This window comes from Lysobacter sp. MMG2 (assembly GCF_016735495.2).
Classification (GTDB): Bacteria; Pseudomonadota; Gammaproteobacteria; order Xanthomonadales; family Xanthomonadaceae; genus Lysobacter_J.
In genome coordinates, this window is sequence record NZ_JAERQY020000005.1 from 164729 (window position 1) to 189873 (window position 25145).

Sequence of the window (25145 nt, forward strand, 5' to 3'; positions counted from 1 at the left end):
GTCGCTCAGCTGGACTTGCTGGAGATCTCGCCCATCTTCTGTTTCGCCTGGTCGAGGTTGAAACTGCCCGCCTCCTGCGCGGGCGGGAACTCCTCGAACGTTTCCATGAACTTGGTGGCGGCCGCCATCGCGCCGTAGATCCAGAAGGCGTTGTGGATCATCCAGTCCCAGTACACGTTCGACGTCACGTCCGCGCGCTCGTACGGATCCATGCGAAGGTTGAATATCTTCGGCATCCGCAATGCGGTGAACGGCTCGGCCCACACCTGCATGGTGCCCCTGCAGCGCTGTTCCATGAACACGATCTTCCAGTTTTGCCAGCGTATGCCGAGGATGTCGCCGTCGTCGCTGAAGTAGAAGAACCACTTGCGCGGCGACTCGTCGACCTCGCCGGTCAGGTACGGCAGCAGGTTGTAGCCGTCGACGTGGTTCTTGTACTTGCGTCCGTTGACGGTCGCGCCCTTCTTCAGCCGATCGACGCAGGTCGTGTCGCCCGCCGCCGCCAGCAGGGTCGGCAACCAGTCGTGGTGCTGGATGATCTCGTTGCTCACGACACCCGCAGGAATACGCCCCGGCCAGCGAATCAGCTCGGGAATGCGGAAGGCGCCTTCCCAGTTGGTGTTCTTCTCGCTGCGGAACGGCGTCATGCCCGCGTCCGGCCAGCTGTTCATGTGCGGGCCGTTGTCGGTGGAATAGATGACGATGGTGTCTTCCGCCAGGCCCAGTTCGTCGAGAAGATCCAGCATCTGGCCCACGTTCTTGTCGTGGTCGATCATCGTGTCGTGGTATGGCGACTGGTGTTGACCGGCCTGCCCGAGGCTCTCGGGCTTGGTGTGGGTGATGAAGTGCATGTGCGTGGTGTTGAGCCACACGAAGAACGGCTTGTCGGCCTTGTTCTGCCGGCGGATGAAGTCCGTCGCGGCTTCGACGAACTCGTCGTCGCAGGTCTCCATGCGCTTGCGATTCAGCGGGCCGGTGTCCTTGATCTTCTGCTTGCCCACCCTTCCCCAGCGCGGATGCGTGGTCGCATCGTCCTTGTCGGTGGCCCAGCTGTGGATCACGCCGCGCGGGCCGAACTGCTCGCGATAACGGGGATCCTTCGGATAGCCGTCCATCTCCGGCTCTTCTTCGGCGTTGAGGTGGTAAAGATTGCCGAAGAACTCGTCGAACCCGTGCAGCGTGGGCAGGAACTTGTTGAGATCGCCCAGGTGGTTCTTGCCGAACTGGCCCGTCGCGTAACCACGATCCTTCAGAAGCGACGCGATCGTGACCACCGACTCCACCATGCCCTGCGGCGCACCGGGGATGCCCACCTTCGATAGACCCGTGCGATGCACGCTTTGGCCGGTAATGAACGACGAGCGACCAGCGGTACAGCTCTGCTCACCGTACGAGTCGGTGAAGCGCATGCCCTCGTTGGCGATGCGATCGATGTTGGGCGTGTGGTAGCCCATCAACCCGTGCGTGTAGCAGCTCAGGTTGGCGATGCCGATGTCGTCGCCCCAGATCACCAGGATGTTCGGGGGCCGCTTTCCAGCGCCCGGTTTCGCGCCCTTGGCACCTGCGTTCGCCGGTTGCTTGTCGGTTCTCTCCGACGGCGGGGCGGACTTGGCCACTTTCGCGGGCCGGGCCACCTTCTTCGCCTTTGCCATGACGCGTCTCCTTGCCTTGCTGGGGGGGATTGGAGTCAACCGGCCGCCACGTCGAACACCATGCTCACGATCGCGAAGAGCCCGATCATCAGCAGTGCGATGGCCGTCAACAACGTGTAGGAAATCGGATAGGCGCTCTCGCCGTGCACCAGCCCCTCGTGGACCAGGGCGTTGCGCTGCGCGCGAAGGCCGCGCATGAAATTGACGTGGTACGCGATGCCCACGATGAGCAGCACCACGCCCAGCGCGACCAGCGCCAAGCCGAAGTTGCTGGGCGCGGCGGTGCTGATCTTCAGCAGCCCGGCATCGCGCGCCTTGGTGAACACCTGGAAGATCGTGAAACCGAAGCCGATCAGCGACAGCGCGGTGCGGATCACCGACATCAGCGTGCGCTCCGCACTCATGCGCGTGCGCTGGAACGACATGCCGGTGCGCCGCATCGACATTTCGGTGCGGCCGCTGGACAGGTCGGTACGGTATTCCGACAGCGAGGTGCGGTGCTCCGACAGCGCCGTGCGATGCGTCGACAGCTTGGTGCGATGCTGCGAGTACTCCACCGAGGCGAGGTCCGGGGTGGAGATGTCGACGCTCGGGATCGGCGGCGGCGGCGTTTCCGGCAGACGCGCCGGTCGCACCAGCGGATGATCCTCGGGCGTTCCGGGCGTCTGGCTCATGCGCGACCTCATGCGGTCCGGTGCGAACGCGCCCGCCACCAGCGCACGAGCCGGTTGATCGGTCCGCGCAGCAGCAGGTAGGGAACAAAGCACAGCACGATGATGACGTTCACCGCCTCCAGCACGTGGAAGCTGCCCAGGACGCGGTACTGGTAGATCACTTCCATCACCAGTCCGAGCAGAAGGATGCGGCCGGTGGCCTTGACGCCCTCGTGCAGCGATTCGCTTCGCGCGGAGGGATCGTTGAGGATCTTCCAGAAGTACGGACGCCGCCCGGTTTTCGCATCCTTGACGCCATCACGGAACGCCATCAGCAGGGCCATGGCCGGCTGAAGGAAGAATCGGAACGACAGGGGCCCCGTGGTGCGACCGATCAGATCGTTGTAGAAGCGCATCACGTCGTGCATGAAAGCTTCCAAACCTGCTCCTCCTGCATGACGCCATCGGAACTCACCGCGCGATCTCCGGCGCGACGGCGCGGCCCCGGCGCATCGCGGCCGGGCGGAAGGTTTTGCGTGCGCCCGTCGGACTGGCAAACCTCCCCGGAAGGGCGTGCCGATGATCGTGTTCGCGCGGTGAAAGGGTCGTGACGGAACGGTCAACGATGGCGCGTCGTGACGCTGCCGCGCGCGCCCTCCCCTGTCATCCGGGAAGGACGTGCGCAGCTCGCTGTCGATGCGCTACTTCACCACCAGCAGCTTTCCGCGCATCTGCGTGGCGTGGCCGGGGAACGTGCAGTAGAACGCATAGTCGCCACCGGGCGAGAGACGCGAACCGGCGAAGGAGGTCTTCGCCTGCTGGCCGCCGCCGATCATCGCGGTAGCGGCGATCACGCGCGTATCGCCCGTCATTACATAGCCCGACGCCGCGCCCGCCTTGAGGCCGTCGCGCGCGATCGCGTCATACAGCACGGTCTGCGAGACGACGACGTTATGCCCCATCGCCGTCACGGGCAGCTTGCCCGCATGGGTCAGTTCGAAGGTGATGGTCGGGCACGAGGCCGACACCGTGGCCGTCTTGATGTCGTATCGCATCGCGTCGTCGGAGGTGATCTTCACCACACACGCATTGGCGAAGGCATGCGAGGACATTCCGGCCATCAGCAGGCCGGACAGCAGCAGAGCGGATTTCATTGGGATCCCCTGATCGATGATGGCGCGCAGCACCCCTGCGCGCGGCCGCATGGGCGGCTGCGGGGAAGTCTAGGAAGGCGCCGCGCATGCGCCTTTGATCACGATCAATCCGCGCTGCGGCGCCGCGTGGAAGCCACGACCTTCTTCGCCGTTACCCGCGTTTTCGCCAGATCCCGCAAGGCGTCCTTGCCGATCCATCGCGCGCTTGCGTCATCGCTGGCGGCCAGTCGGCGCGCGAGGGCAAGCGCATCGGCATGGCTGGCCGCGTGGCGGCCGATGGAACGCAAGGCCCAGCTCACGCCCTTGCGGACGAAATTGCGCTCGTCGCCGGCTTCGCGCTCGACCAGCGCCAGGCCCTTCGCATACTGCGCATCGTCCGCGAGGCGACCGTGCAGGGCCAGGCTGGCGAGCAGCGCGAACGCGGCGCGCTTCTGGATCTCGTCGCGGCGCGACGACCACTGCTCCACTTTTCGCCACGCGTGCGCGGTGCGATCGAACAGCACGAAGCACAGCGTGTCGCACACGGCCCAGTTGTCGAAATCGCGGCACCAGGCATCCATCTGCGCGGCCGTGACACTCGCCGGATCATCGACATAGGCCGCGAGCAACCGCGCCTCATACACGCCGGCGTCCCACAAGGCGCCGGCCAACGCGTGATCGCGGCCCAGCTCCTTGGCGAGCGACTGAATGTCCTTCATCGCCACGCCCAGCGCGTTCTCGTTTGGAATCGCGTAACGCGCCAAGCCGTCGCGCGTCTTCTTCGATGCATGCTCGCGCAACCATCGCAATGCGTTATCGGCGCGAGCCTGGGGCGATTCGGCCGCGTCCTGCGCGCGGCGTCGGCGCGTGGGCGCGGTTGCGGAAGCAGCGGTCTGGGTGCGTGCAGGCATCGGCCGGCTCACTTCGGCTTGAGCTGGTGCAGCAGCAGCGCATTGCCCTCGCTGTCCGCGCACACCGCCATGCGGCATACCGGCGTGTCGATGATGTCGGTGCGGAACGCCACGCCCTTGCCCTTGAGATCGGCGATGAGCGCGTCCAGGTCGTCCACCTCGAACGCCACCGTGCCGCCCGCCGCTTCACTGGGCTTGGACTGGGTGGCGTTGGTGAGCGCCAGACAGCCGCCGCCGGGCAGGTCGTATTCGATCCAATACTGACCGCCCTGCTCGCCCAGCGAGCCATGCTTGAGTCCGAGCGTCTGCTCGTAGAACGCGCGGGCGCGAGCCACGTCGGTCACCGGGTACATCGTGAAGGCGATCTTCTTCAGCATGGCCAGTTCCTTTCGGCAACGGTGCGGTGTTGCTGTATCGGGCGAGCGACCTCTCGCGTCAAGGGTCGCACCGCACCTTCCGACCGACGGCCGGGCGTGCGACGGGCCGTGTCGATTTCCAAGCCGCTGCTTCGTCACTCACCTACTGGCCGCGATGATGGCGGACAGCCTTTCAACCTTTCCGCCTGAACAGGAGATACCCGCATGTCCCGTTTCCAGCGCATCACGCCCTTCCTGTGGTTCGACGACCAGGCCGAAGCGGCCGTGAAGCAGTATCTCGCCATTTTCCCGCACTCACGCGTGATCGAAGAGATGCGCTACGACGCCGAAAGCGCGCGCGTGTCGGGCCGTCCCGAGGGCTCGGTGATGGTGATCGATTTCGAACTCGACGGCTCGCGCCTGAGCGCGCTCAACGGCGGTCCGCATTTCCGGTTCAACGAGGCCGTCTCGCTGGTCGTCAACTGCAAGGACCAGGCGGAGGTGGACCATTACTGGGAGCGCCTTGGCGACGGCGGCGATCCGGCCGCGCAGCAGTGCGGTTGGCTCAAGGACCGTTACGGCGTGTCGTGGCAGGTGGTGCCGCAGGAAATGAACGCACTGCTCAAGGACCCCGACCCGGTGAAAGCGCACAAGGCGATGACGGCGATGCTGAAAATGAAGAAGCTCGACGTGGACGCCATGCGTGCGGCGATGCGCTGACGCAACGCCCTCCGGCCGACCTCAGCCGCGCCGGAGCGCGCGCCGCGCGAACAGCACGCAGATCACGCCGAACAGCATGTGCGCCAGGACGCTGTAGGCAATCCAGTCCGGGTGCGCGAACGAAGGCGAGCGCCCCACGCGCGACAGGGGCATCACCACGAAGTTCATCACCACGTACAGCACGACGCCGTACGCGATGCCCAGCAGGATCGGCCGCGCGAGCAACTTGGGATTCCGGCGCGCGACGAGCGTGTAGATCAGCACAAAGACCGTCGCCATCAGCACATGCAGCACGGCGCCCAGCGTCGCGGAGCGCAAACCGCCATCGAAACTCGCCTGCCCCAGCACGCCCACCGCGATGGTCTGGAAGACGCGCTCCAGCCCGGCCGCATCCCACGAGAACCACAGCGTGGTGGCGAAGATGAAGTCACCCAATGCGACGAGGAGCCCGCCGAGGAGGACCGCGCCCCAGGCGATCGGCTGCGCTGCATACGTGCGGATCGAGGCCATCGCATCCCTCCCGGCGCCCCCTGGCGCGGCGCGGTCATCCTAGTCGCTGCACGCGCCGGATACCCATGACTTTCGTCATAGACCAAACGGTCTAGACAAGTCGTTCTAGATGAGCCAGCATGCCGTCACGCCCGAACCGACGGATGCCATGAGCCGCAAGCCCGCCAAACCGCCCAAGCCCACTGCCGCGGAACTCGACCTGCTCCGCGTGATCTGGCGCTTGGGTCCGTCTACGGTGAAGGACGTCCACCAGGCCCGCCTGGCCGAGCGCCCGGACGCCACCTACGCCACGGTGCTTCGCCTGATGCAGGTGATGCACGGCAAGGGGCTGCTCACGCGCGACGAAAGCCAGCGCTCGCACGTCTACGCCGCCGCGCATGCGCAGGACGCATTGCAGACCAACCTGCTGAGCGAGCTGATCCAGAAGGCGTTCTCCGGTTCCGGCAAGGCGCTGGTGATGGCCGCGTTGAGCGAGCACGTCACCGCACGCGAACGCGAGGAGATCAAGCGCTTCCTCAAGGACAACCCGGAGCATCGCGATGACTGACGCAATCGTGGCACTGATCCCGGTGCTGGGCCGTGCGCTGCTGCACTTCCTCTGGCAAGGCGCGCTGATCGGGCTGCTCGCCGCGTTCGCGCTGCACCTGCTGCGCGATGCGCGACCGCAGGCGCGTTATGCGCTCGCGTGCGTGGCGCTGCTGGCGTGTGCGGCGTTGCCGGTGCTGTACGTGGTCGCGCACTGGCTGGTGCCGGCCGCAGCGACGGAAACGGCGAACGGCACGACGATGCTGCGTGCCGGCATGGCGTTCATCGGCAACGCGGACACCGCACCGGACTGGAGTTCGCGCCTGGACGCCGCGCTGCCGACCATCGTGATGGCGTGGGCCGCCGGTGCATGCGCGCTGTCGTTGCGCATGGGCGCGGGCCTGTGGTGGATCCAGCGCCTGCGCAGCACGCCGCAATTGCCGGTACAGCGTGAATGGCAGTCGCGACTGGATGCGCTGGCGCAACGCTTCGGCCTGCGTCGCACGGTCGCGCTGCGACTGGTGGCCTCGCTCGCCTCGCCCGTCTCCGCCGGCTGGTGGCGTCCGGTCGTGCTGCTGCCGGCAGGATTGCTCACGCGCATGCCGGCCGACCTGATCGAAGCGCTGCTCGCGCACGAGCTGGCCCACATCAAGCGCCACGACTACCTCGTCAACCTGTTGCAGAACCTCGTCGAAGCCCTGCTCTTCTACCACCCGGTGACGTGGTGGCTGTCGCGCCGCATCCGCATCGAACGCGAGCACATCGCCGACCGCCTCGCCGCCGAAGTCACCGGACAGCCGCGCCGTCTCGCGCTGGCGCTGTCCGAACTGGCGGACTGGTCGTGCAGTCACGCCGAATCCCCGTCCTCGCCCCACCTCGCACAAGCCGCTCATGGAGGCTCCCTGATGTCCCGCATCGAACAACTCGTCCGTCCCGGCCAGCGTGCCGTGCGCGGCGGAATCGCACTGCCGCTGGTCGGCGTCGCCGTCGCGTGCCTGGCGTTCTACGCACACGCGCAGATCAATCCGGCCGCCAAGCCCGCCGCGAACGCACAGGCCACCGCCGATGCCGCCAGCAACGCGGCACGCGCGCAGCCGCAGACCCGCACCGCGGCGCAGCCGCAGTCCAAGCCCGCCGCGGCCGCGGCGCCCACCAGCCACCTGACGCTGCGCCCGCATCGCGATAACGAGGACGCCTATGCGCTGGTGAGCAAGGACCGCGACGGCATCCGCATGAGCGGCTCCACCGACGACCTGCCCGACATCGAACGCGCGCGTCGCAGCCTCACCAATTCGGACTTCGTCTGGTTCCGTCGCGCGGGCAAGGCGTACGTCGTTTCCGATGCGGCGACGATGGCGCAGGTGCGCGATGCCTGGCGCGACAGCGACCGCATCGGCGCGCAGATGGACGTGCTGGGCAAGCAGATGGAAGTGCACGGCGACCGGATGGAGGCGCTCAGCGCGCAGATGGAGAAGCTCGCGCCGAAGGAGGAAGAAAGCGCCGCGATCGAAGCCGCATCGCGCCGCATGGAACAGCTGGCCGATCAGCAGAGCTCGCTGGCCGAACGCCAGGCGCAGATCGCCACGCAGCTGTGGCGGGTCGACAGCGCCGAACGCGATCGCCTCCAGGCAAGCATGGACGAGCTTGCGCGGCAGCAGGACGAGCTCGGCCGGAAGATGGATGAACAGAGCCGTGTGATCGACCGCGCGTCCGCCAACATGGAGCGCAACTCCGCGCCGATGGAGGCGCTGGGTCGGCAGATGGACGAAGCCGGCAAGCCGATGGATGCCCTGGGCAAGCAGATGGACGCGCTGGGCAAGGAGCAGGAGAAGTACGCCCGCGAGGCCGAGCGTCGGACGCTGGCCCTGCTCGACACGGCGATCTCGCGCGGACTGGCGCAGCCGCTGCCGCTGTCGGCGCAGTGATGCGTTAGTACGTTTGTGCTGGGGTGAGGCGGACGCTTCGTTTGCCCTCACCCCAACCCCTCTCCCGCAGGCGGGAGAGGGGCTAGCAGGCCGCCCGTCTCCGTAGGGCTGGCCTCTTCTTGTTGTTTCTTGCCGGCGAGGAATGCCCTCTTCCCCGACGAAGAGCAACCCTTCTCCCGCTGCGCGGGGGAAGGTGCCGGCAGGCGGATGAGGGCATGAGCGCCCGAATCGTCGCCTTTCACGGCATTACGCCATTGGCTCCGGATCGCCCGCCTGGCCCGGCCATCCATGGCCGGGCTTTCGGCAGGCCACGCGGCAGTGCCGCTTCTGCATCGCTGCGATGGTTTTCGACCGCCGCCGTCCATGGCGTCACGCTATCGGCTCCGGATCGCCCGGCCCGGCCATCCATGGCCGGGCTTTCGGCAGGCCACGCGGCAGTGCCGCGTAAGCGGCCTGCCTCAACCTTCCCACCTGTCCCCTTCCTGCCCCCTGTTGCGTTCGATTTGAACGATGGCCCGGTGTGCGCGATTCGCTCCGGGCACGAACGTCCAAGGGGCAACCAGTTGATTTTCGATTACAGGAAGGCGGCTTCGCCGGCTGACATCGAGGCGGATATCTGCATCATCGGTGCCGGTGCCGCCGGGTTGGCGATCGCATGGGCATTCCTCGGCACGCAGACACGTGTGTGCGTCGTCGAGAGCGGCGGCCTGGCCGCCGATGAACGCAACCAGGCGCTGCTGGAAGGCCATTCGATCGGCGAGCCGGACTTCGACCCCGGTGCCTCGCGCCTGCGTGCCTTCGGTGGCACCTGCAACTATTGGGGGCGCGGCTGCATTCCGCTGGCCAACCTCGCGCCGCGCGACTGGGTGCCGCACAGCGGCTGGCCCATCGGCTTCGACGATCTGGAACCGCATTACCGCAAGGCCCGCACGTTCTGCGGGCTGGAACAGCACGACTTCGGCGAGGACACCTTCCTCACGCCGTCATCGCGACAGCCGCTGGCGTTCGAAAGCGACGCGCTGGTGCACAAGACGTTCGCCTCCAGCCCGATGATCTTCGGCCACGCCTATCGCGAGGCCTTCGAGCGCGCGGAGAACATCAGCGTGCTGCTGCATGCCAACCTGATCGAGCTGGATGCCGTGGCGTCCACGCAGGCGGTGCGGCAGGCGCGCATCGGCACGCTCGACGGCCGGCGCGGCACGGTGCGTGCGGGCCATTACGTGCTTGCCTGCGGCGGCATCGAGAACGCGCGGCTGCTGCTGTCCTCCCGCTCTGTCAACGAGGCCGGGCTGGGCAACCAGTACGATCTGGTCGGCCGTTATTTCATGGACCATCCCAGCGGCAAGCTCGGCACCTTGTTCAGTCCGCAGCCGCACGTGGTCACGCGGCCGTACGACCGCAACGTGCCGAAGGGCCGGCCGCAGGCGCATCCGGAAATCTGCCTGTCCGATGAAGCCCAGCGCCGGCACCGCATCCTGAGCGGGCGCGTGCGGCCGTTCGCGTTCGAAGAGCCGGTGCCGGAAGGTCTGCAGGCGCTGCGCGACCTGCGCGCTGCGATGCGCGCACGGCAGCGTCACGAGAACTGGGCGATCAAGGCGCGTGTGTGCGGTCGTCGCAATGGCGAACCGGATTACATCGCCAAGGCGATGCCACCGGCCGAGGATCTGCGCGCGTTGACGCTGCGCGCGGGCCTCAACGCGGGCGACATCGCCAAGGCGATGGGCCGCAAGCTCACGCGCAAGCCGACGGTGCGCACCGAACGCGTGGACCTGATCGGCTACTTCGAGCAGGTGCCCAACCACGACAGCCGCATCACCCTGAGCGAGGAGCGCGACGCGCTCGGGCTGCGCAAGGTCAATGTCGACTGGCGCCTGACCGAACTGGACCGCCACACCTACCGCACCGCGGCCACGCTGTTCGGCGAAGAGCTTTCGCGCGCATGCAACGGTCGCTTCCAGCCCGAGCCCTGGCTGGAGGAGAACGGCGGCGTGCCGCAGGTGTTCGGCACCTCGCACCACATGGGCACCACGCGCATGGCCGACGATCCCAAGCAGGGCGTCGTCGACCGCCATTGCCAGGTGCACGGCGTGGACAACCTGCACGTCGCCGGCAGCTCGGTGTTTCCCACGGGCAGCTGGGCCTTCCCGACCTTCACCATCATCGCCCTGAGCCTGCGCCTGGCCGAACACCTGCGCACGCGCCTGGAGCATGCGACGCCGTTGCTGGGGATCTAGCGCATGACGACGCGGCTGTCGCACATCGGGCAGATCGCGATCACCGTCGCCGATGTCGCGCAGGCGCTCACGTTCTATCGCGATGCGCTGGGATTGAGGCACCTGTTCGACGCCGGGCCGGATCTGGCGTTCCTCGACGCAGGCGGCGTTCGCCTGATGCTGACCACGTCGCAGGGCGCGGGCGATATCGGGCACAACTCGCTGCTGTACTTCAAGGTCGACGACATCGAGACGGTGCAGGCCGCGCTGGTGGAACGCGGCGCGGCGCAGGAACGCGCGCCGCAACTCACCGCGAGGCTGCCCGATCACGAGCTGTGGATCGGCTTCCTGCGCGACCCGGACGGAAACCTGGTCGGATTGATGGAAGAGCGTCGGCCGGATTGAACCCGGACGACGGAGGCCCGACGGGCATTCGCCACGCGGCACTCAGCGCAACTGGCTGTCCTTGCTCCCGCGGCGGTTGTAGCCGCTATGCGGGCCCTGCTCCTGGTCATGCGCTTCCTGGCAGGCGATGCACAGCCGCACGCCGGGCACGGCGTCGCGTCGGGCCTGCGGGATCTCGACGCCGCAGTCCTCGCAATGCGTCAGGCCGGGGCCCGACGGCAACTGGCTGCGTGCGCGCTGGATGGCGTCCTTGATGGTCGCGTCGATCTGGTCCTGGACCGCGCCGTCACCTGCCCAACCGGTGGCCATGTGGCTCTCCTGCTGCGAATCGTCGTCGCGGAAGGATAGCGCCGCGGCCCTGAACTGCCCTGCGCATCGCTGAACGCCCCGCACACATCCCGCAGCGCGTCACGGGACTACACTGCGCGCAGCCGTTCCTGCGGCCCTAGCCGCGAAGGCATCCGGATGCGCCGCGTGGTCGTCGCAACTGTGCTGGTTGCGCTCCTGCTCCAGATGGGCGGGGCGTTCGCCCAGGTCGTCGCGCCGGGCGAGGTCATGGCGCTGCCCGGCGAACTGCGCGAGCGCGTTCACCGCGACGTGCTGGTCGGCAATCCCGGCATGCTGACGCGGCTGGAGCGCCTGTCGAGCCTGATGTACACCCCCGAAGGGTTGGGCATGACCTACCGGGAAACGGCGAACCTGACGGTCGCGCAGGCCTACGAATCGCGCACCGCCAACTGCCTGACCTTCACCCTGCTCTTCCTCGCGCTGGCACGCGAGGCCGGCATCGACGCGACGCCGCAGGAGATCGAACAGATCCTCGGCTTCCGCCAGGCCGACGGCACGCTCTACCTGAGCAACCACGTCAATGCGCTCGTGCGCGTGCAGGGCCGGCGCTACATCGCCGACGTGGCCGGCGACCTCATCATCGCGCGCGATCGTCCCAAGCCGATCACGCAACAGCGCCTGATCGCCCACTACTACAACAACCTCGCGGTGGAGCGGCTCTCCGCCGGCGACTACGCCGCTGCGCAGTCGCTGCTCCGCACCGCGCTGGAACTGGACCCCGACTACGCGGCCTACTGGAGCAACGCCGGCGTCGTGCACCTGCGCAGCGGCGATGCGCGCGCCGCCGAACAGGCATATCGCAAGGCGCTGGCGCTGGATCCGGACAACGTCAACGCGCTGTTCAACCTCGCCGGGCTGGCCACGCGCACGGGCGACAGCACGCTGGAGCGCGAGTACCGCCAGCGCCTGGCCAATCTGCAGCGCAACGATCCCTTCCACCATTTCATGCAGGCCGTGAACGCGCAGAACGCGGGCGATCTCACGCGCGCGATCCGCCATTACCGCCGTGCGGTGGCGCTGCAACCGGAGGAGCACCGCTTCCATTCGGCGCTGGCGAACGCCTATCTGGAACAGGGCCGCACGCAGCTGGCGATCCGCTCGCTGGCCCGCGCCCAGGCCCTCAGCGACGGCGACACCCGGGCCGCCTACCGCGACCGGATCGACGCCCTGCGCGCCCGCTGACGGCGCCGCGTCCCCTTTTTCCCGCGCATCGCGTTTGCTTGTCCGAGACGATCGGAGGGGAACGCCTGTGCAACACGACATGTTGATGGCCAAGCGCAATCTGGTACGCATCGCCATCGAGACCGCCGAGCTTCCCGGAATACGCCTGATCGCACGACCGCTCTACCGGCGCCTGTTCAACCGACCCTACTACGGCGGCAACGCCTATTACGGCGCCTACGATTCGCGCGCGCAGGCGCTCGCGGCGGCGCCGTCGCTGCCGACCAGCTACGACCAGCCCTCGACCACGGGCATGTACATGGACCGGCACGGCAGCATCCGCGTGAGCGACTACCCGATGGTCCACTGGCTTTCGCGCCTGCTGGCCGAAGGCCGGCACCGCATCTTCGACCTGGGCGGCCACATCGGCGTGACGTACTACGGCTTCCGCCGCTACCTCACCTACCCGCACACGATGGAATGGCGCGTGCACGACGTGCCCGCGGTCATCGATGCCGGCCGCAGCTGGGCCCGCGAGAACGATCCCGACGGCCTGCTGCATTTCGCGGACGCTCCGGACGCCGCCAACGAGCACGACGTGCTGATCACCTGCGGCGCATTGCAGTACCTGGACTACACGCTGCCGGAACTTCTCGGCCGCCTGACCGCCCCGCCCACGCACGTGCTCGTGAACCTGACGCCCGCGCACCCCAGGCGCGGCTACGTGACGTTGCAGAACATCGGCAAGGCGGTGCTGCCGTACCGGGTGATGGCCAAGCCCCAGTTCGTCGCCGAGATGCAGGCCCTGGGTTACCGGCTCGAAGACCAGTGGCAGTCCAAGGAGCGCCACCTGCGCGTGCCGTTCGAGCCGGAGTGCTCGCTCGATCACTACGCGGGGTTCTACTTCAGGCGCGCCTGAGCCCGGACATCCGCTGCGTCTGCGCAACCAGGCGCGCAACGAGCGCGTCCACCTCGGCCTCGGCCGCCGCAATGGACGCATGCAGTCGTTCGTCGGCGAACTCGTCGTACTCGATCGCGATGCGTTCCACCGCATCGATGCCGATGTAGCGCATCGGCGTCTCCACGCCGCGCTCGACATGATTGTCCGCACACAAGCGCCCACCCGGATCGTAGCCGTGGTCGCCACGCGAACTCAGCAGGACCAAGCGCTTGCCATGGCCGGCGAGCAGCGGCCAGTACGGCTCGCCTTTGCGGCTGCGGTCGAAGCCGAACGTTCGCCCGACGCGAACGATGTTGTCTATCCACGCCTTGAGCGTCGACGGCATGCCGAAGTTGTACATCGGCACGCCAACGACAATGAGGTCGGCAGCACTCAGTTCGTCGACCAGGACGTCGCTCTCGGCAAGCGCTGCGTGCATCCACGGCTCCCGTCGCGCCGGCGCGGTAAAAGCCGCGTGCACCCAGTCGCCTCCGACAGGCGATGGCGGCGACAGCGCAAGATCGCGGTGAACGACGGCATCGCCCGGTCGCAGCGCCTGCCACTGCCTCACGAAACGGGCCGACAGCCGACGCGTGTGCGACCCGTGCGCGTGTTCGCCGGAGCGTCCCGGCCGGGCGCTTGAGTCGATGTGTAGTAACCTGACCATGGTTCACCTGTGCTGGAAGAGGTCACAGGTTCAACTCCATACGTATCGGCGTAAAACGATCATTCCGCACCCGACGGATGCAATGAATTCACCCATGGACAGGCGCCGCCTGCCGCCACTCACGGCCCTGCGCGCCTTCGAAGCCGCCGCCCGCCTTCTGAGCTTCAAGCACGCCGCGGCAGAGCTGTCGCTGACCCCGACGGCGATCAGCCATCAGGTCCGGCAGTTGGAAGACCGGCTCGGCGTGGCGTTGTTCGTGCGCGGCACCCGTCGCGTCGACCTGACACCCGCCGGGCAAAGCCTGTACCCGGCACTGCGCGATGGCTTCGATGCGATGGCGCGCGCCGTGCAGACCGTGCACCCGCAGGAACGGCCCCGCTCCGTCGTGCTCAGCACGACGATGGCATTCGCCTCACGCTGGCTGCTGCCGCGCTTGGCCAGGTTCGCAGCCCTGCGGCCGGACATCGCCTTGCACCTGCACACGGGCGACGCGCCTGTCGACCTTCAAGGCGGCGGCGCGCAGCTCGCGATCCGCTACGGTCCGGGTCGATATCCGGATCTCACGAGCGCGTCACTGCTCACTTCACGCTTTGCGCCGGTGTGCGCGCCGGGCCTGCGCGCGCGCGGCGTGGACGACCTCGAACGCGTCCCGCTGATCAGCTTCGAATGGTTCCGGCGTGACGCGGTGACGCCCGACTGGCCGCTCTGGTTCGCGCACGCCGGACGTGCGCAGGTGCCGCGACAATTGCATTTTTCCGACGAAGTCCACGCCATCCAGGCGGCGATCGGTGGCCAGGGCATGGCGCTGGTCAATCTCGCGCTGGTCGCCGATGAACTGGCCGGCGGATTGCTGCACCGGCCGTTCGGCCCGGAACTGCCCGGGCACGACTTCCATCTGGTTTGGCCGCAGTCGCGCGATTCCGATCCGGAACTGATCGCGGTGCGCACGTGGCTGCTCGACGAGGCGACGCGACGCGCCACCCCGCCTACGCTGGGCTAATGCGCTGTTGCGTCCCAACCGCGCACGCGGGTACGTGCGTGCGCCCGGCGCATGCGCTATGAAGGCGCCACCTTCCCCGGGACCCGGCCATGCACTACGCGTCCGTCCATGCCGGCTTGCGCAGCACGGGGCTGTTGGCCGCGCTGTGCCTGGTCTCGTGCGCATCCGTGTCGCCCGGGATGCGCGCACCCGAGGCGTGTGACGCAGCGGCGTGCGCCATGGAAGATGCTTCACCGCTCGGGACCGCCCGCACCAAAGCCCGCCTTGCCGCGCAGTACGACGACCGGCGGGCGCGGCAGGCCTGGATGGACTGTGCGAGCGCGGCATGGATCGCCCTGGACGACCCGACCACGACACGCGACGCGGCCGTGCTGGCCACACGCTGCACCGATTCGTTGCTCGGTGAGTTGCTGCAGGAGCGCCACGGCGAGTGGGTCGAGGGCCCGACGCAGATCGGCGGTATCGAACTGAACGTCGAATTCCGCGATCTGTCGCCCTACCTGATCGAGCCGCTCACCCTCACCCGCGCGCGCGACATCCCGCTGCGCACGCATGTGGGCCCGCACGTGCAGCATCCGGGATTCGGCGTGCCGCTGTCGGCCATCTCGCGCCGCTGCGACGACCGCGCGATCTGCGAGCTGCTTCCACCCGAAGGCGTGTTCCGCGATGTCACCGCATGGATCGAAGCACCCGCCACGCACGATGCGCCCGCGCGTCTGGTGATCGCCAATGCGCTTGCGTCGCCCACGTTGGCCGTCGGCACGCAACGCATTCCGCTGGCCTACGACACCTCGGCGGCATTCGCGCAGGGTTCGGGCACGTCGAAGCTGCCGCGTCTGGCGGTGTGGGGGTTGCTCGGCGGGCACGAGGTCGGCCGACGCGCCGGTGTTTACCTGCTGGAGGACTACGATCCGCGCAAGCATCCGCTGGTGATGATCCACGGACTGGGCAGCAGCCCGTTGACCTGGGCGCCGCTTTCCGACGCGGTCTGGGGCGAGGCGGACCTGCGCGCGCGTTTCCAGGTGTGGCATGTCGTCTATCAGACCAACGCACCGACGCTGGTCGCGCGGCGTCGCGTGAAGGAATACCTCGACGAAGCCTGGAGCGTGCTCGATCCCGAGGGCGACGACGATGCGCGCCACGGAACGGTGCTGATCGGCCACAGCCTCGGCGGCGTGATCTCGCGATTGCTGTGCGTGGACACCGGGGACGTGCTGTGGAACGCGGCCTTCACCGTGCCACCGCAGCGGGTGCGGGCCGATGCGGTCGATGTGGCGTCGGTTGCCGACACGTTCCGCTTCACGCCCTACCCCGGCGTCACGCGCGCCATCTTCATCGCCTCGCCGCACCGTGGCAGCCCGAGCGCGGCGAGCTGGTTCGGCCGACTCGCGCGCGTGCTCGTGGGCCGGCGCACGCCGGAGCTGCAGGCACTCAAGCGCGTTGCCGATGCCGATCCCGACGCCGTGCGCCCCGAGCTGCTCGAGTTCTACCAGCAGGCACGCCTGAACAGCATCAGCACGCTGCAGGTCATGCAGCCGGTGCGCGCGGCGGGCGAATCGCTGATGCCGGTGCCGGGCATCGCATACCACACCATCGCCGGATCGCAGCGCGGACAGATTCCGCCCGGCGACGGCGTGGTGCCGCTGGAAAGCGCGCTGCTGCCCGGCGCCGCCTCGACACGCGTGCTCGACGCTGGACACGACGTGCACATGCAGCCGGAGGCGATCTCCGAAGTGCTGCGCATCCTGCGCGAAGCGCCGTGAGGCGCAGGCGCACGAAGGCCGGCATCGCGCCGGCCTTCGATGCGGTCATCGCGCAGGCGTTACTTCGCCGGCGCGCTGCCCGGCGGGAAGTCGGCGAACATCTTGTCGACGCCGGCCTGCGCCTTGGCGTTCACCTGCTCCGGCGAATCCGGCACCGTACCCGACGCCGTGCCGCGCCAGATCGCCTGCTTGGTCTTCATGTCGAACATGTCCACGACGAGCGTGCCGACCTCGTAGTTGCGCACGGTCGTGGTCGCCGAGCCCATGCCGACGCCGCCGCCCCAGCGGCCCCAACCGTAACCGCCCCAGGCCGGACCGCTGTAGAAGGTATCCAGCGTTTGTTGCTGCTGCGTGGCGACGTGCGCGGCGATGCCGACATCGGCGTCGGTGCCGCTGGTCTGCTGCCAGCCGTGCGCGGCCAGCTTGGCATCGATGGCGGCGACGACGCGCTGCTCCACCAGCGGCGAACGGCCTTCGGGCTTCTTCAACCAGGTGTAGGTGCGGTAACTGGAGAACGGCGTGCCCGGATCGTAGTCGGTGTGCACGGTGGGTGTGCTGGCGCAACCGGCCAGCGCAACCAGCAGGACCGCGCTCGAGACGAGGTGCTTCATATGCCTTCACTCCGTGGTGGTAGACGAGAACGCGAACCCGATGCCGCGTGCCACGACCGCACGCGCCGCGTGCTGGCGACATAGAACTCAGGGCCGTGAAACAGGCGTGAAGGGGTCGAGGTCGCTCGAGCCAGGAGGCGGAGCTTTCGTTGCGCGTGTGCCCTCGAATCGTCATCACGGCGAAGGCCGGGATGACGGTGCAGTTGGCGGCGCATGCGGATGCGGACGCATGCGCATGCCGATACAGCAACGCATGTTGAGCGCCCCCACCCGCACGCCCGAAGCTTGCGGACAGGGTCGATGAGTCAGAACGAAATCGGCACGCGCGCCGTCAACGTCATGTCCGGCGTGTCACGCGTGACGCCCACGCCCAACGCCACGTTCAACGACCAGCGTTCGCTGAAGCGGTACGTGCCGCCCAGCAACAGCGTGCCCAGCGTGATGCGCACCGAGCCCGGCGAATCACGGCCGTTCTGCTTCGTCTTGCCGATCAGGCTGGTGTCGTAGCCCAGGCTGATGGACGCCTTCTCGTTGAGCGCCAGGCCCAGGCCGAGGTTGAAGCCCCAGATGTCGCCGGCCTGCACATCGCCGAGGAATTCCTGTTCGCGGCCGAGCACGGTGCGCGACACATTGCTGCGCTCGAAGTTGTAGAGGTAGCTGAAGGTGCCGAAGAACACGACCGGATCGGACGGATACAACCAGGTCACGCCGGGCTGGAGGGATTCGAAACCCGTGCCCGTGGGCAGCTCCAGCGGCAGGCCCGTGCCGGTGGCGTTCTGGATGCAGCGTTGCACGCAGTCGGTGGTGACTTCGAACAGATCCTTGCCGGTGCGGCTCTTGTAGCGGAGCCAGCCGATGTAGAACGCCTTGTCCGGACCGCCGCGATTGAGCTGGTAGCGCGCGGTGGCCTCGATGTCGCCCATGCCGTCGCCGTGCGCGTTGAACACGCGGTCCTGCGCGCTGCCGGTGAAGATCTCGCGGCTGACGGTATCGCCGTTGAGATAGACGTAAGGAACCTTGGCTTCCAATTCGAAACGCCCGCCGATGCCCATGCGGCCGGTGATCGTGGCCACGCCCGAGGTGGTCTTCACCTGGCGCACGTCGATCAGGCCGATCAGGATCGCCGGGATCACGGTGAAGCCGACCAGGGCGACACGATCGTTCGCGGAATAGCCGTATTGCAGCGAGGGTTCGAGGATGAACTGGCCCGCCGGCGTGAGCACGCCGGGCTGGTCGAAGATCTGCGCCACTTCCGGCGGGCGCGTCGCCGATTCCGGCGCCTGCCCGACTGGTTGCCGCTGCTGCTGTTGTTGCTGCTGCTGTTGTTGCTGTTGCGGTTGTTGCGCCTGCTGCGGCTGCGCCTGCGCCACCGGCGCCTGCGAGGCCGCGGGAGCCTGCGTCTGCTGCGCGAGCGAAGGCAGGACGGTGCCCGGCGCTGCGCCGGCGCCGCGTTCGGTCGCCAGGCGTTCCTCGTCGACCACGCGCTGCAGGTTCGCCAGCGCCTGTTCCTGTTGCGCGACGGACTGCCGGAGTTCTTCCAGGCGGCGCGTCTGTGCGTTGATCTCACGCTGCAGATCGTCGAGCGACGTCTGCGCTGCGGCGGGCGCGGCGGGCGCGACCGTCGCGGGCGGTGTCGCCGAAGGAACCCCGCCCACCTGAGGCTGCGCGGCCGGCCGGGCCGGCCCCAGTCCCTGCCACTGGTCCTGCGCCTGGGCCGCCGCGGCGGCGGCGAGCCACAGGCATGGAACGAGCATCAGGCGGCGGGGCAATTGCGTCCTTCTCATGCGGCGTCCTTCTGGTGTGACCGGGGGAGGGTCCATCCGGTTACAACGCAATCCGGCGCGACATCAGGGCGCGGTGGCGGTCACCATCGCGTTCTGCAGCGCCGTCTGGGTGTTCAGATCCTGGAATGCGCCGAGCGTGTCCACGCCGACGTTCACGGTGGTGAGCGCGCGGATGTCCTGGCCGTCGAGCGTGTTCTGGATCAGCACGCCATTGAGGTTGCCGGCCTGCTCGAACGTGTTGCCGCCGCCCACCTGCACGACCATGCCGCGGTTGAAGCGTTCAAGCTGCTGCGCCTGCTCGGTGGTCATGCGGCCCACGTCGGGAATCTGCACGCGCGTGGTCGCCATCAGTTCGCCGTTGACGTATACGGCGCGCTCGATACCGAACGACAGCGCCGTGCCGTCGCCGGTCATGAAGCCGCCGCGCATGTCGTCGAGCAATGCGGGGTCGATCGCCACCCACTCCGGCCCCAGCGCGTTCGCCGTCTGCGGCGGCGCGGCCAGCGCGGGCGCGCACGTCATCAGCGTCGCGACGATGAGGAATTTCAGCGAAGGCGAGTCCATGGTTCCCCCTCCTTCAGATGTCGCCCGGGCCACGCCGGGGCGTCACGATGTTGTAGAGGCTGTCGCGCGCGATGCCCGCATCCAGCGGTGCAGGCGGCGCCGTGCGCCAGTCGCGCGGCATGTTGAATTGCGCCAGGTCGCGACGGTTGTGCACCACGAACAGGATGCGGTTGTCCCACAGTTTCTCGAAGCGCGAGCGCGGCATCGCACGCGTGCCACGCGCGGGATCGCCGAGCAGCACGCGCCCGTTCTTGTAGCCTTTCACCACCACGAAATGGCGGTAGCCACGGTCGTTGAGCAGCACGATCGCCGGCAGCCCTTCCTGGATGAGTTTGTCCAGCGGCTGCTCGAAGCCATCGGCCTCGAAACCCAGTGACCGCAGGTAGCGGCGCATGTCCAGCAGCGAGAATCCGCGTTGGCGGATCTTCGCCTGGTCGCCGGTCTGGTACATGTGCAGGAACACTTCCTGCTCCGTGACCGCGTGGCCGTACTGGTAGGTCAGCAGCGTCGCGGTCGCAGCAGAGCCGCAGCTGAAGTCGTACTGCTGCGGGATGGTGGTCTTGAAGCGCGCCTCCTTCAGGCTCGTCACTTTCAGGGCGTAGTTGCCGCCCGGTGGCGCGCGCACATCCACGGTCCCGGCCTGCACCAGGCCGGAAATGAGGATCCACGCCGATGCCGTCAGCCAAGCCCGGCGCCGGAGTGGCCGCAGGCTCATGGGCCCGCTTCCGCGAACTTCACGTTCACGATCATCGCGTTCTGGATCAGCACGTTCGCGCCGGTGTTCTGGATCACCGTGTTGATGCCGCTGGCGCTGTCGAACGAACCGGCAACCGAGTTGCTGCCGGAAAGCACGTCGACGGCGATCGCGTCTTCGACGCGTCCGTTGACGAGGATGTCGTTGTCGACGATCTCCGCGCCGCCGCGCATGTCGGCCAGCGCGCCTGGATCGACGGCCGAGCCGAACACCGCGTCCTGCGGTGTTGCGTCGATCACGGCCGGAGTTACTTCGATGACCGGTTGGACCACCACCTCGGGTGCCTGCTGTGCGCAGGCCATGCCTGACGCAAGGCACGCGAGGACAGCCACCAGTCCGCTCAATGCGATGGAACGTTTGCGTTGCATCGTCATGCTCCTTGCCCGATCGCTCCGCGTCTTGCGTGATGTCCCGCCGGCGATCGCCGCCGGCGGGAACACGTTTGCGCGACAACGTACCGGAGGCCCGAGGGTCCCCGGCACGTCGTGAGGAGCGCGTTACGGGCCTACGGACAGGTTGGCCTGGACAGTGACACCCTGCTGGATCAGCGAGGAGAAGCCACTGTTCTGCGCCGCGACGGTGATGCCTGCCGCGCCACTTGCCGTACCGGTCATCGTCGACGACATGTTGAACGTGCCTGCATCGGCCGTGTTGGTGCCACCGGCACCACCCGCACCGCCAGTCGCGCCGTTGCCGACGCCACCGTTGCCCACGCCTCCATTGCCGTCACCGCCGCCGCCGCCGGCACCGCCGGCTGCACCGACCGCGCCGCCCGCACCGGCCGCGCCGTTACCGGCAGTGGCCGAGCCGTTGGTCGCACTGGCGTCCGCATCGCCGTTGGTGGCTGCGCCACCGGCGCCGCCGCCGCCCGCACTTGCGGTCACGGTGCCGCTCGCGCCGCCGTCACCCGCGGTCGCGCCGGACGTGCCGGTGCCTGCGCCGGAGGTTGCGGTCGAGGTCGAGCTCGAGGTCGAGCTCGGCGCACCGCCTGCACCGCCCGCGCCACCGGTACCGGTGCCGCCTGCGCCGCCTGCGCCGCCCGTGCCGTCGTTGCCGGCATCGTTGCCGCCACCGCCGCCACCGCCGTCGTTACCGCCTGCGCCGCCACCGCCGCCGCCATCGCTGCCGCCGGCCAGCGAGCCGGAGCCCGAAGCCGAGCCGGCCAGGCTTGCGCCGCCAGCATCGCCGCTGTCGTTGTCGGCATCGCCGCCACGGCCGCTGTAGACGTCATAAACGTCGCCGCCACGGCCGCCGCGTCCTGCGGTCGCATCGCCGATGCTCGCGTCACCAGAGGTCGCGCTGCCGTTCTCGGCCGAACCGCCGCTGCCGCCGCTGCCGCCGTTGCCGCCGTTGCCGCCGTCACCGCCGTCGCCGCCGCCGCCGCCGTTGCCTTCACCGCCCCAGCCGCCGCCGCCGTACCCTGCGCCGCCCTTGCCACCGTGACCACCGTTCGCACCGCCGTTGTTGGTGGCGATGTTGCCGATGCCATAGGTCGCCACGTCGGAGACCGAGCCTTCCAGCTTGGTCAGCGCGGTGATGTGGCTGGAAGTCTTGCTGAAGGTCGAAGAGTCGGTATAGGTGTTGGTGGCGGTGCCACCGCTGTGTGCTGCGGCTGAGCCGGCGTCGGCGCTTGCGTCGCCGTCGTTGCCGCGGTTGTCGCCACTTTCGGTAGTGGTGCTGTTATCGGAGTTGTCGGCGGCGGTGAATACATCGTCACCGTCACCGCCGTCACCGTTCGTCTGTTGTGCCATCGCTTGGCCGCCGAGACCAAGGGCGAGGAGCACTGCCGTTGCCATCAAGCTGGTACGAATGCGCATTTTTGTTCTCCTTTACGGTACGTCGAGTGGCGCCCGGGGGAGGCGCGCGTGAACGACGCAAGGAACTACACGCATGGGCGGTGCCAACTGTCGTTCAGGCACGCCAAGGCCTTGATCCAGCGGCCTAAGCGCGCTGAACCAAGCCACCTCCATCGACGGCGCAGGCGAACGGACGCAGCAAAGCGCCCGAGGCGTTGCAAAACTGGAATGGCACTTTGCGCATCCACATGCGCTGGCGACGCGAATAGACGTGCAAGCCATTGATGCGGCGACGGTGCGCACGAGGCGCGCGGCATTCATCTTCGCGTTTCACTGTCGCAACGCGGGACATTACACGGGTACTTCAGGGGCGCGCCGCGCTTTTTCCGTCAGTGCCTTACGTCAATGAGTTCAGACGCGACTGACGTTGCGGGGCGGCAACACGCGGATAATGCTCGGGTTCGTCACGCTCCACCGCTCACATCCCCGTCACGTCGGGCAGCATCGCGAAGCGCGCGCAGGCGATCGAGTTTCTCCTTGAGCTTGATCTCCAGGCCGCGCTCGACGGGCTCGTAGTACACGCGTTCGCCCATCGCATCAGGAAAGCCAGTCTGCCCTAGCGCGATGCCGCCTTCCGCGTCGTGGTCGTACTGATAGCCCTTCGCGTAGCCCAGTTGCTTCATCAGCCGCGTGGGCGCGTTGCGCAGGTGCAGCGGAACCTCCTGCGTCCCGTACGCCTGCACGTCGGCACGCGCGGCGTTGTACGCGGCGTACACCGCGTTCGACTTCGCGGTGCTCGCCAGATACACGACGACCTGCGCGAGCGCGAGCTCGCCTTCGGGGCTGCCGAGTCGCTCGAACGTGTCCCATGCTTCCAGCGCCATCGGCATCGCGCGCGGATCGGCCAATCCGATGTCTTCCACCGCCATGCGCGTGAGACGTCGCGCGAGGTACGCGCGATCGCAGCCGCCATCGAGCATGCGCGCGAACCAGTACAGCGCGGCATCGGGATTGGAACTACGCACCGACTTGTGCAGCGCGGAAATCTGATCGTAGAACTGCTCGCCGCCTTTGTCGAAGCGGCGCGTGCGGTCGGCCAGCACCTGCGCGAGCGTGGCGGCGGTGATCTCACCGCCCTCGCCTTCGGCCAGTTCCGCCGCGATTTCCAGCAGCGTGAGCGCGCGGCGCACGTCGCCGTCGGCCGCGTGCGCGATCTCGCCAAGCGCTTCGTCGCTGACGATCAGCCCGCGACCGCCCAGTCCGCGTTCCTCGTCCTCCAACGCCTGACGCAGCGCGAGGCGGATGTCGTCGGCGGAGACCGCTTCCATCACGTGCACGCGGCAACGCGAGAGCAACGCGGAGTTGAGTTCGAAGGACGGGTTCTCGGTGGTGGCGCCGACGAACAGGATCGTGCCGCGTTCGATATGCGGCAGGAAGGCATCCTGCTGCGTCTTGTTGAAGCGGTGCACCTCGTCGACGAACAGCACGGTGCGGTGCCCTTCGGCGAAACGTTGCGCCGCTTCGGCCAGCACCTGGCGCACCTCGGGCAGGCCGGAGAGCACGGCGGAAATCGCGCGGAAGTCCGCGTCGGCGTACTTGGCCAGCAGCAGCGCGAGGGTGGTCTTGCCGCAGCCCGGCGGCCCCCACAGGATCATCGAATGCACGCGCCCGGATTCGATCGCGCGACGCAGCGCCGAGCGCGGCGACAGCAAGCGCCGCTGCCCGACCATGTCGTCCAGCGTGCGAGGGCGCATGCGCTCGGCCAGCGGCTGCATGCCGCTGCGGTCCACCTGCAGCAGGTCGTCGGAGAGGGAGGAAGTCGAACTCGTGCGCCGGGCCACGGGCGGTCTCGCGGAATATCTGCGCACACGATACCAACCTGGCGGTCGGCGGATGCGCTCCAGCGTTCGCACGGGGCATTCGACGTTGCGGCGCGTCGCCCTCATCCGCCTGCCGGCACCCGCAGGCGGGAGAAGGGATCGGCTGAGCCCTCTCCCGCTTGCGGGAGAGGGGTGAGGGCCAGCGCAGCGAGGATCAGGGCGCGCCCACGCCCGCCACCATGGGCGCATCGGGGCCGAGCTGGTAATCCATCTGCAACCACTGTCCGTCGCGCCGGTCGTACAGCGCGCGGATGCGCACATCGCTGCTGCCGTCGCGGCCGAAGTCGGCCAGTCCGCGCGCGTCCATGCCGAGGTAATGCCCGGCCATCTCGATCGTTTCCACGCGGTCCAGTTGCATGCGCACCGATGCGATCCCCATCTCGCGCTGCAGCGTGTCGGCCATGCGGTCTTCCAGTTGCCGCAGTGCGAGGCTGTCGTTGGGAATGGCGCGCCCGTCACCTCCGACGCCGACCTCCAGTTCCGGCCAGCCGGCCTGGCCTAGAAAGTCGTCGTAGCGGCTGACGAAGCGGAATCCGATCCAGCCCGTCTCGCCCGGGAATCGCAACCCGCCTTCGCCGCGAATGAGGCGTTGACGCGCGTCGAGCGGCTCCACCGACAGATCGCCGAACTTCACCTCCACCGCGCGGCCGCCGAAGCGCTCCGCCAGCCCGGCGACCACGGTTCCGGCGATCGCCTTCTCCATCGCCGTGCGGTCCAGGGCGCGCGCCGGCGGAAGGGCCTGCGTCGCGGCGGGCGCGGTGGCGATGGGTTCGTTCGAGGCAGCCGGCAGCGACAGCAGGCACAGGCCGAACCACAGCAATGAAGGTCGCAGGGACACGCCAGGCTCCGGCAGCCGGCGAATCCGGCCCGTGCC

General features: G+C 68.0%; 26 protein-coding genes. 9 read left to right on the top strand and 17 right to left on the bottom strand.

What is annotated here, in order from left to right:
- Positions 1-5: 5 nt before the first annotated feature.
- The 6 genes from JI752_RS17235 to JI752_RS17260 form a co-directional block, all read right to left on the bottom strand.
- Positions 6-1652, bottom strand: a complete 1647-nt coding sequence (locus JI752_RS17235) for an arylsulfatase (RefSeq protein WP_216966440.1) — start codon at positions 1650-1652, stop codon at positions 6-8.
- A 35-nt stretch (positions 1653-1687) separates the two neighbouring features.
- A complete protein-coding gene (locus JI752_RS19380; RefSeq protein ID WP_254201097.1) occupies positions 1688-2326 on the bottom strand; it encodes a DUF202 domain-containing protein in 639 nt (212 codons plus the stop codon).
- An 8-nt stretch (positions 2327-2334) separates the two neighbouring features.
- Positions 2335-2733, bottom strand: coding sequence for a hypothetical protein (locus tag JI752_RS17245; protein ID WP_216966442.1), 399 nt, complete (start codon positions 2731-2733; stop codon positions 2335-2337).
- A gap of 273 nt (positions 2734-3006) precedes the next feature.
- Positions 3007-3459 (bottom strand): azurin, encoded by a 453-nt coding sequence (gene azu / locus JI752_RS17250; RefSeq protein WP_216966444.1) that lies wholly within the window; start codon positions 3457-3459, stop codon positions 3007-3009.
- A gap of 104 nt (positions 3460-3563) precedes the next feature.
- Positions 3564-4349, bottom strand: a complete 786-nt coding sequence (locus tag JI752_RS17255; protein ID WP_216966446.1) for a DNA alkylation repair protein — start codon at positions 4347-4349, stop codon at positions 3564-3566.
- An 8-nt stretch (positions 4350-4357) separates the two neighbouring features.
- The gene (locus tag JI752_RS17260; protein WP_216966448.1) at positions 4358-4726 is read right to left on the bottom strand and encodes a VOC family protein; all 369 of its coding nucleotides are present in this window, start codon (positions 4724-4726) and stop codon (positions 4358-4360) included.
- Positions 4727-4930: 204 nt separating this feature from the next.
- Here JI752_RS17260 and JI752_RS17265 point away from each other — a divergent pair, with 204 nt between their 5' ends.
- The gene (locus tag JI752_RS17265) at positions 4931-5425 is read left to right on the top strand and encodes a VOC family protein (protein ID WP_216966450.1); all 495 of its coding nucleotides are present in this window, start codon (positions 4931-4933) and stop codon (positions 5423-5425) included.
- Positions 5426-5446: 21 nt separating this feature from the next.
- On the opposite strand, the gene JI752_RS17270 is transcribed toward JI752_RS17265, so the two are convergent.
- Positions 5447-5935 carry a DUF1440 domain-containing protein gene (locus JI752_RS17270; protein WP_216966452.1) on the bottom strand — a complete coding sequence of 163 codons (489 nt, stop codon included), beginning with the start codon at positions 5933-5935 and terminating at the stop codon, positions 5447-5449.
- 148 nt (positions 5936-6083) lie between these two features.
- On the opposite strand from JI752_RS17270, the gene JI752_RS17275 reads away from it, so the two are divergent.
- The 4 genes from JI752_RS17275 to JI752_RS17290 all read left to right on the top strand — a co-directional run bounded on the left by JI752_RS17275 (position 6084) and on the right by JI752_RS17290 (position 11003).
- Complete coding sequence (locus JI752_RS17275) at positions 6084-6482, top strand: BlaI/MecI/CopY family transcriptional regulator (protein WP_216966454.1); 399 nt, start codon at positions 6084-6086, stop codon at positions 6480-6482.
- Complete coding sequence (locus tag JI752_RS17280; RefSeq protein WP_216966456.1) at positions 6475-8385, top strand: M56 family metallopeptidase; 1911 nt, start codon at positions 6475-6477, stop codon at positions 8383-8385. The genes JI752_RS17275 and JI752_RS17280 overlap by 8 nt, the downstream gene beginning before the upstream one ends.
- Positions 8386-8948: 563 nt before the next feature.
- Positions 8949-10619 carry an FAD-dependent oxidoreductase gene (locus JI752_RS17285; protein ID WP_254201100.1) on the top strand — a complete coding sequence of 557 codons (1671 nt, stop codon included), beginning with the start codon at positions 8949-8951 and terminating at the stop codon, positions 10617-10619.
- A 3-nt stretch (positions 10620-10622) separates the two neighbouring features.
- Positions 10623-11003, top strand: a complete 381-nt coding sequence (locus tag JI752_RS17290; RefSeq protein ID WP_216966461.1) for a VOC family protein — start codon at positions 10623-10625, stop codon at positions 11001-11003.
- 42 nt (positions 11004-11045) lie between these two features.
- On the opposite strand, the gene JI752_RS17295 is transcribed toward JI752_RS17290, so the two are convergent.
- On the bottom strand, positions 11046-11312 hold the full coding sequence (locus JI752_RS17295) for a DksA/TraR family C4-type zinc finger protein (RefSeq protein ID WP_216966463.1): 267 nt from the start codon (positions 11310-11312) through the stop codon (positions 11046-11048).
- Between the two features lie 165 nt (positions 11313-11477).
- Between JI752_RS17295 and JI752_RS17300 the strand changes: the two genes are divergently transcribed.
- Together JI752_RS17300 and JI752_RS17305 are read left to right on the top strand one after the other, a co-directional pair.
- A complete protein-coding gene (locus tag JI752_RS17300; protein ID WP_216966465.1) occupies positions 11478-12533 on the top strand; it encodes a tetratricopeptide repeat protein in 1056 nt (351 codons plus the stop codon).
- An 85-nt stretch (positions 12534-12618) separates the two neighbouring features.
- Positions 12619-13431 carry a TIGR04325 family methyltransferase gene (locus JI752_RS17305; RefSeq protein WP_216966467.1) on the top strand — a complete coding sequence of 271 codons (813 nt, stop codon included), beginning with the start codon at positions 12619-12621 and terminating at the stop codon, positions 13429-13431.
- Here JI752_RS17305 and JI752_RS17310 read toward each other — a convergent pair.
- Positions 13418-14119, bottom strand: coding sequence for an NAD(P)H-dependent oxidoreductase (locus tag JI752_RS17310; RefSeq protein WP_216966469.1), 702 nt, complete (start codon positions 14117-14119; stop codon positions 13418-13420). The two genes, JI752_RS17305 and JI752_RS17310, sit on opposite strands and share 14 nt — an antisense overlap.
- 94 nt (positions 14120-14213) lie before the next feature.
- Here JI752_RS17310 and JI752_RS17315 point away from each other — a divergent pair, with 94 nt between their 5' ends.
- Together JI752_RS17315 and JI752_RS17320 are read left to right on the top strand one after the other, a co-directional pair.
- Positions 14214-15119 (top strand): LysR substrate-binding domain-containing protein, encoded by a 906-nt coding sequence (locus tag JI752_RS17315; protein ID WP_254201105.1) that lies wholly within the window; start codon positions 14214-14216, stop codon positions 15117-15119.
- 305 nt (positions 15120-15424) lie between these two features.
- Complete coding sequence (locus JI752_RS17320; protein WP_216966473.1) at positions 15425-16882, top strand: alpha/beta hydrolase; 1458 nt, start codon at positions 15425-15427, stop codon at positions 16880-16882.
- A gap of 59 nt (positions 16883-16941) precedes the next feature.
- Here the strand turns inward: JI752_RS17320 and JI752_RS17325 are convergent, their stop codons facing one another.
- From JI752_RS17325 to JI752_RS17360, 8 genes are all read right to left on the bottom strand, one after another.
- Positions 16942-17493 (bottom strand): DUF4136 domain-containing protein, encoded by a 552-nt coding sequence (locus JI752_RS17325; protein WP_216966474.1) that lies wholly within the window; start codon positions 17491-17493, stop codon positions 16942-16944.
- Between the two features lie 305 nt (positions 17494-17798).
- Complete coding sequence (locus JI752_RS17330) at positions 17799-19277, bottom strand: transporter (RefSeq protein WP_254201108.1); 1479 nt, start codon at positions 19275-19277, stop codon at positions 17799-17801.
- 63 nt (positions 19278-19340) lie between these two features.
- Positions 19341-19841: a hypothetical protein gene (locus JI752_RS17335; protein ID WP_216966476.1), complete on the bottom strand. Its 501-nt coding sequence runs from the start codon at positions 19839-19841 to the stop codon at positions 19341-19343.
- 13 nt (positions 19842-19854) lie between these two features.
- Positions 19855-20556, bottom strand: a complete 702-nt coding sequence (locus tag JI752_RS17340; RefSeq protein WP_216966477.1) for a C39 family peptidase — start codon at positions 20554-20556, stop codon at positions 19855-19857.
- On the bottom strand, positions 20553-20963 hold the full coding sequence (locus JI752_RS19385) for a hypothetical protein (RefSeq protein WP_254201109.1): 411 nt from the start codon (positions 20961-20963) through the stop codon (positions 20553-20555). The genes JI752_RS17340 and JI752_RS19385 overlap by 4 nt, the downstream gene beginning before the upstream one ends.
- A gap of 129 nt (positions 20964-21092) precedes the next feature.
- Positions 21093-22346 carry a hypothetical protein gene (locus tag JI752_RS17350; RefSeq protein ID WP_216966480.1) on the bottom strand — a complete coding sequence of 418 codons (1254 nt, stop codon included), beginning with the start codon at positions 22344-22346 and terminating at the stop codon, positions 21093-21095.
- A gap of 509 nt (positions 22347-22855) precedes the next feature.
- The gene (locus tag JI752_RS17355) at positions 22856-24166 is read right to left on the bottom strand and encodes a replication-associated recombination protein A (RefSeq protein ID WP_216966708.1); all 1311 of its coding nucleotides are present in this window, start codon (positions 24164-24166) and stop codon (positions 22856-22858) included.
- A gap of 259 nt (positions 24167-24425) precedes the next feature.
- A complete protein-coding gene (locus JI752_RS17360; RefSeq protein ID WP_216966482.1) occupies positions 24426-25109 on the bottom strand; it encodes a hypothetical protein in 684 nt (227 codons plus the stop codon).
- Positions 25110-25145 lie beyond the last annotated feature (36 nt).

Excerpts from the sequence above, each read along its gene's own strand:
- JI752_RS17255 (WP_216966446.1), bottom strand. The coding sequence starts at position 4,349 with ATGCCTGCACGCACCCAGACCGCTGCTTCCGCAACCGCGCCCACGCGC.
- JI752_RS17325 (WP_216966474.1), bottom strand. The coding sequence starts at position 17,493 with ATGAAGCACCTCGTCTCGAGCGCGGTCCTGCTGGTTGCGCTGGCCGGT.
- JI752_RS17270 (WP_216966452.1), bottom strand. The coding sequence starts at position 5,935 with ATGGCCTCGATCCGCACGTATGCAGCGCAGCCGATCGCCTGGGGCGCG.
- JI752_RS17290 (WP_216966461.1), top strand. The coding sequence starts at position 10,623 with ATGACGACGCGGCTGTCGCACATCGGGCAGATCGCGATCACCGTCGCC.
- JI752_RS17350 (WP_216966480.1), bottom strand. The coding sequence starts at position 22,346 with ATGGCACAACAGACGAACGGTGACGGCGGTGACGGTGACGATGTATTC.
- JI752_RS17315 (WP_254201105.1), top strand. The coding sequence starts at position 14,214 with ATGGACAGGCGCCGCCTGCCGCCACTCACGGCCCTGCGCGCCTTCGAA.
- JI752_RS17355 (WP_216966708.1), bottom strand. The coding sequence starts at position 24,166 with ATGCAGCCGCTGGCCGAGCGCATGCGCCCTCGCACGCTGGACGACATG.
- JI752_RS17245 (WP_216966442.1), bottom strand. The coding sequence starts at position 2,733 with ATGCACGACGTGATGCGCTTCTACAACGATCTGATCGGTCGCACCACG.
- JI752_RS17310 (WP_216966469.1), bottom strand. The coding sequence starts at position 14,119 with ATGGTCAGGTTACTACACATCGACTCAAGCGCCCGGCCGGGACGCTCC.
- JI752_RS19385 (WP_254201109.1), bottom strand. The coding sequence starts at position 20,963 with ATGCAACGCAAACGTTCCATCGCATTGAGCGGACTGGTGGCTGTCCTC.
- JI752_RS19380 (WP_254201097.1), bottom strand. The coding sequence starts at position 2,326 with ATGAGCCAGACGCCCGGAACGCCCGAGGATCATCCGCTGGTGCGACCG.
- JI752_RS17265 (WP_216966450.1), top strand. The coding sequence starts at position 4,931 with ATGTCCCGTTTCCAGCGCATCACGCCCTTCCTGTGGTTCGACGACCAG.
- JI752_RS17335 (WP_216966476.1), bottom strand. The coding sequence starts at position 19,841 with ATGGACTCGCCTTCGCTGAAATTCCTCATCGTCGCGACGCTGATGACG.
- JI752_RS17295 (WP_216966463.1), bottom strand. The coding sequence starts at position 11,312 with ATGGCCACCGGTTGGGCAGGTGACGGCGCGGTCCAGGACCAGATCGAC.
- JI752_RS17305 (WP_216966467.1), top strand. The coding sequence starts at position 12,619 with ATGGCCAAGCGCAATCTGGTACGCATCGCCATCGAGACCGCCGAGCTT.
- JI752_RS17330 (WP_254201108.1), bottom strand. The coding sequence starts at position 19,277 with ATGAGAAGGACGCAATTGCCCCGCCGCCTGATGCTCGTTCCATGCCTG.
- JI752_RS17275 (WP_216966454.1), top strand. The coding sequence starts at position 6,084 with ATGAGCCGCAAGCCCGCCAAACCGCCCAAGCCCACTGCCGCGGAACTC.
- JI752_RS17260 (WP_216966448.1), bottom strand. The coding sequence starts at position 4,726 with ATGCTGAAGAAGATCGCCTTCACGATGTACCCGGTGACCGACGTGGCT.
- azu (WP_216966444.1), bottom strand. The coding sequence starts at position 3,459 with ATGAAATCCGCTCTGCTGCTGTCCGGCCTGCTGATGGCCGGAATGTCC.
- JI752_RS17340 (WP_216966477.1), bottom strand. The coding sequence starts at position 20,556 with ATGAGCCTGCGGCCACTCCGGCGCCGGGCTTGGCTGACGGCATCGGCG.
- JI752_RS17320 (WP_216966473.1), top strand. The coding sequence starts at position 15,425 with ATGGACTGTGCGAGCGCGGCATGGATCGCCCTGGACGACCCGACCACG.
- JI752_RS17280 (WP_216966456.1), top strand. The coding sequence starts at position 6,475 with ATGACTGACGCAATCGTGGCACTGATCCCGGTGCTGGGCCGTGCGCTG.
- JI752_RS17235 (WP_216966440.1), bottom strand. The coding sequence starts at position 1,652 with ATGGCAAAGGCGAAGAAGGTGGCCCGGCCCGCGAAAGTGGCCAAGTCC.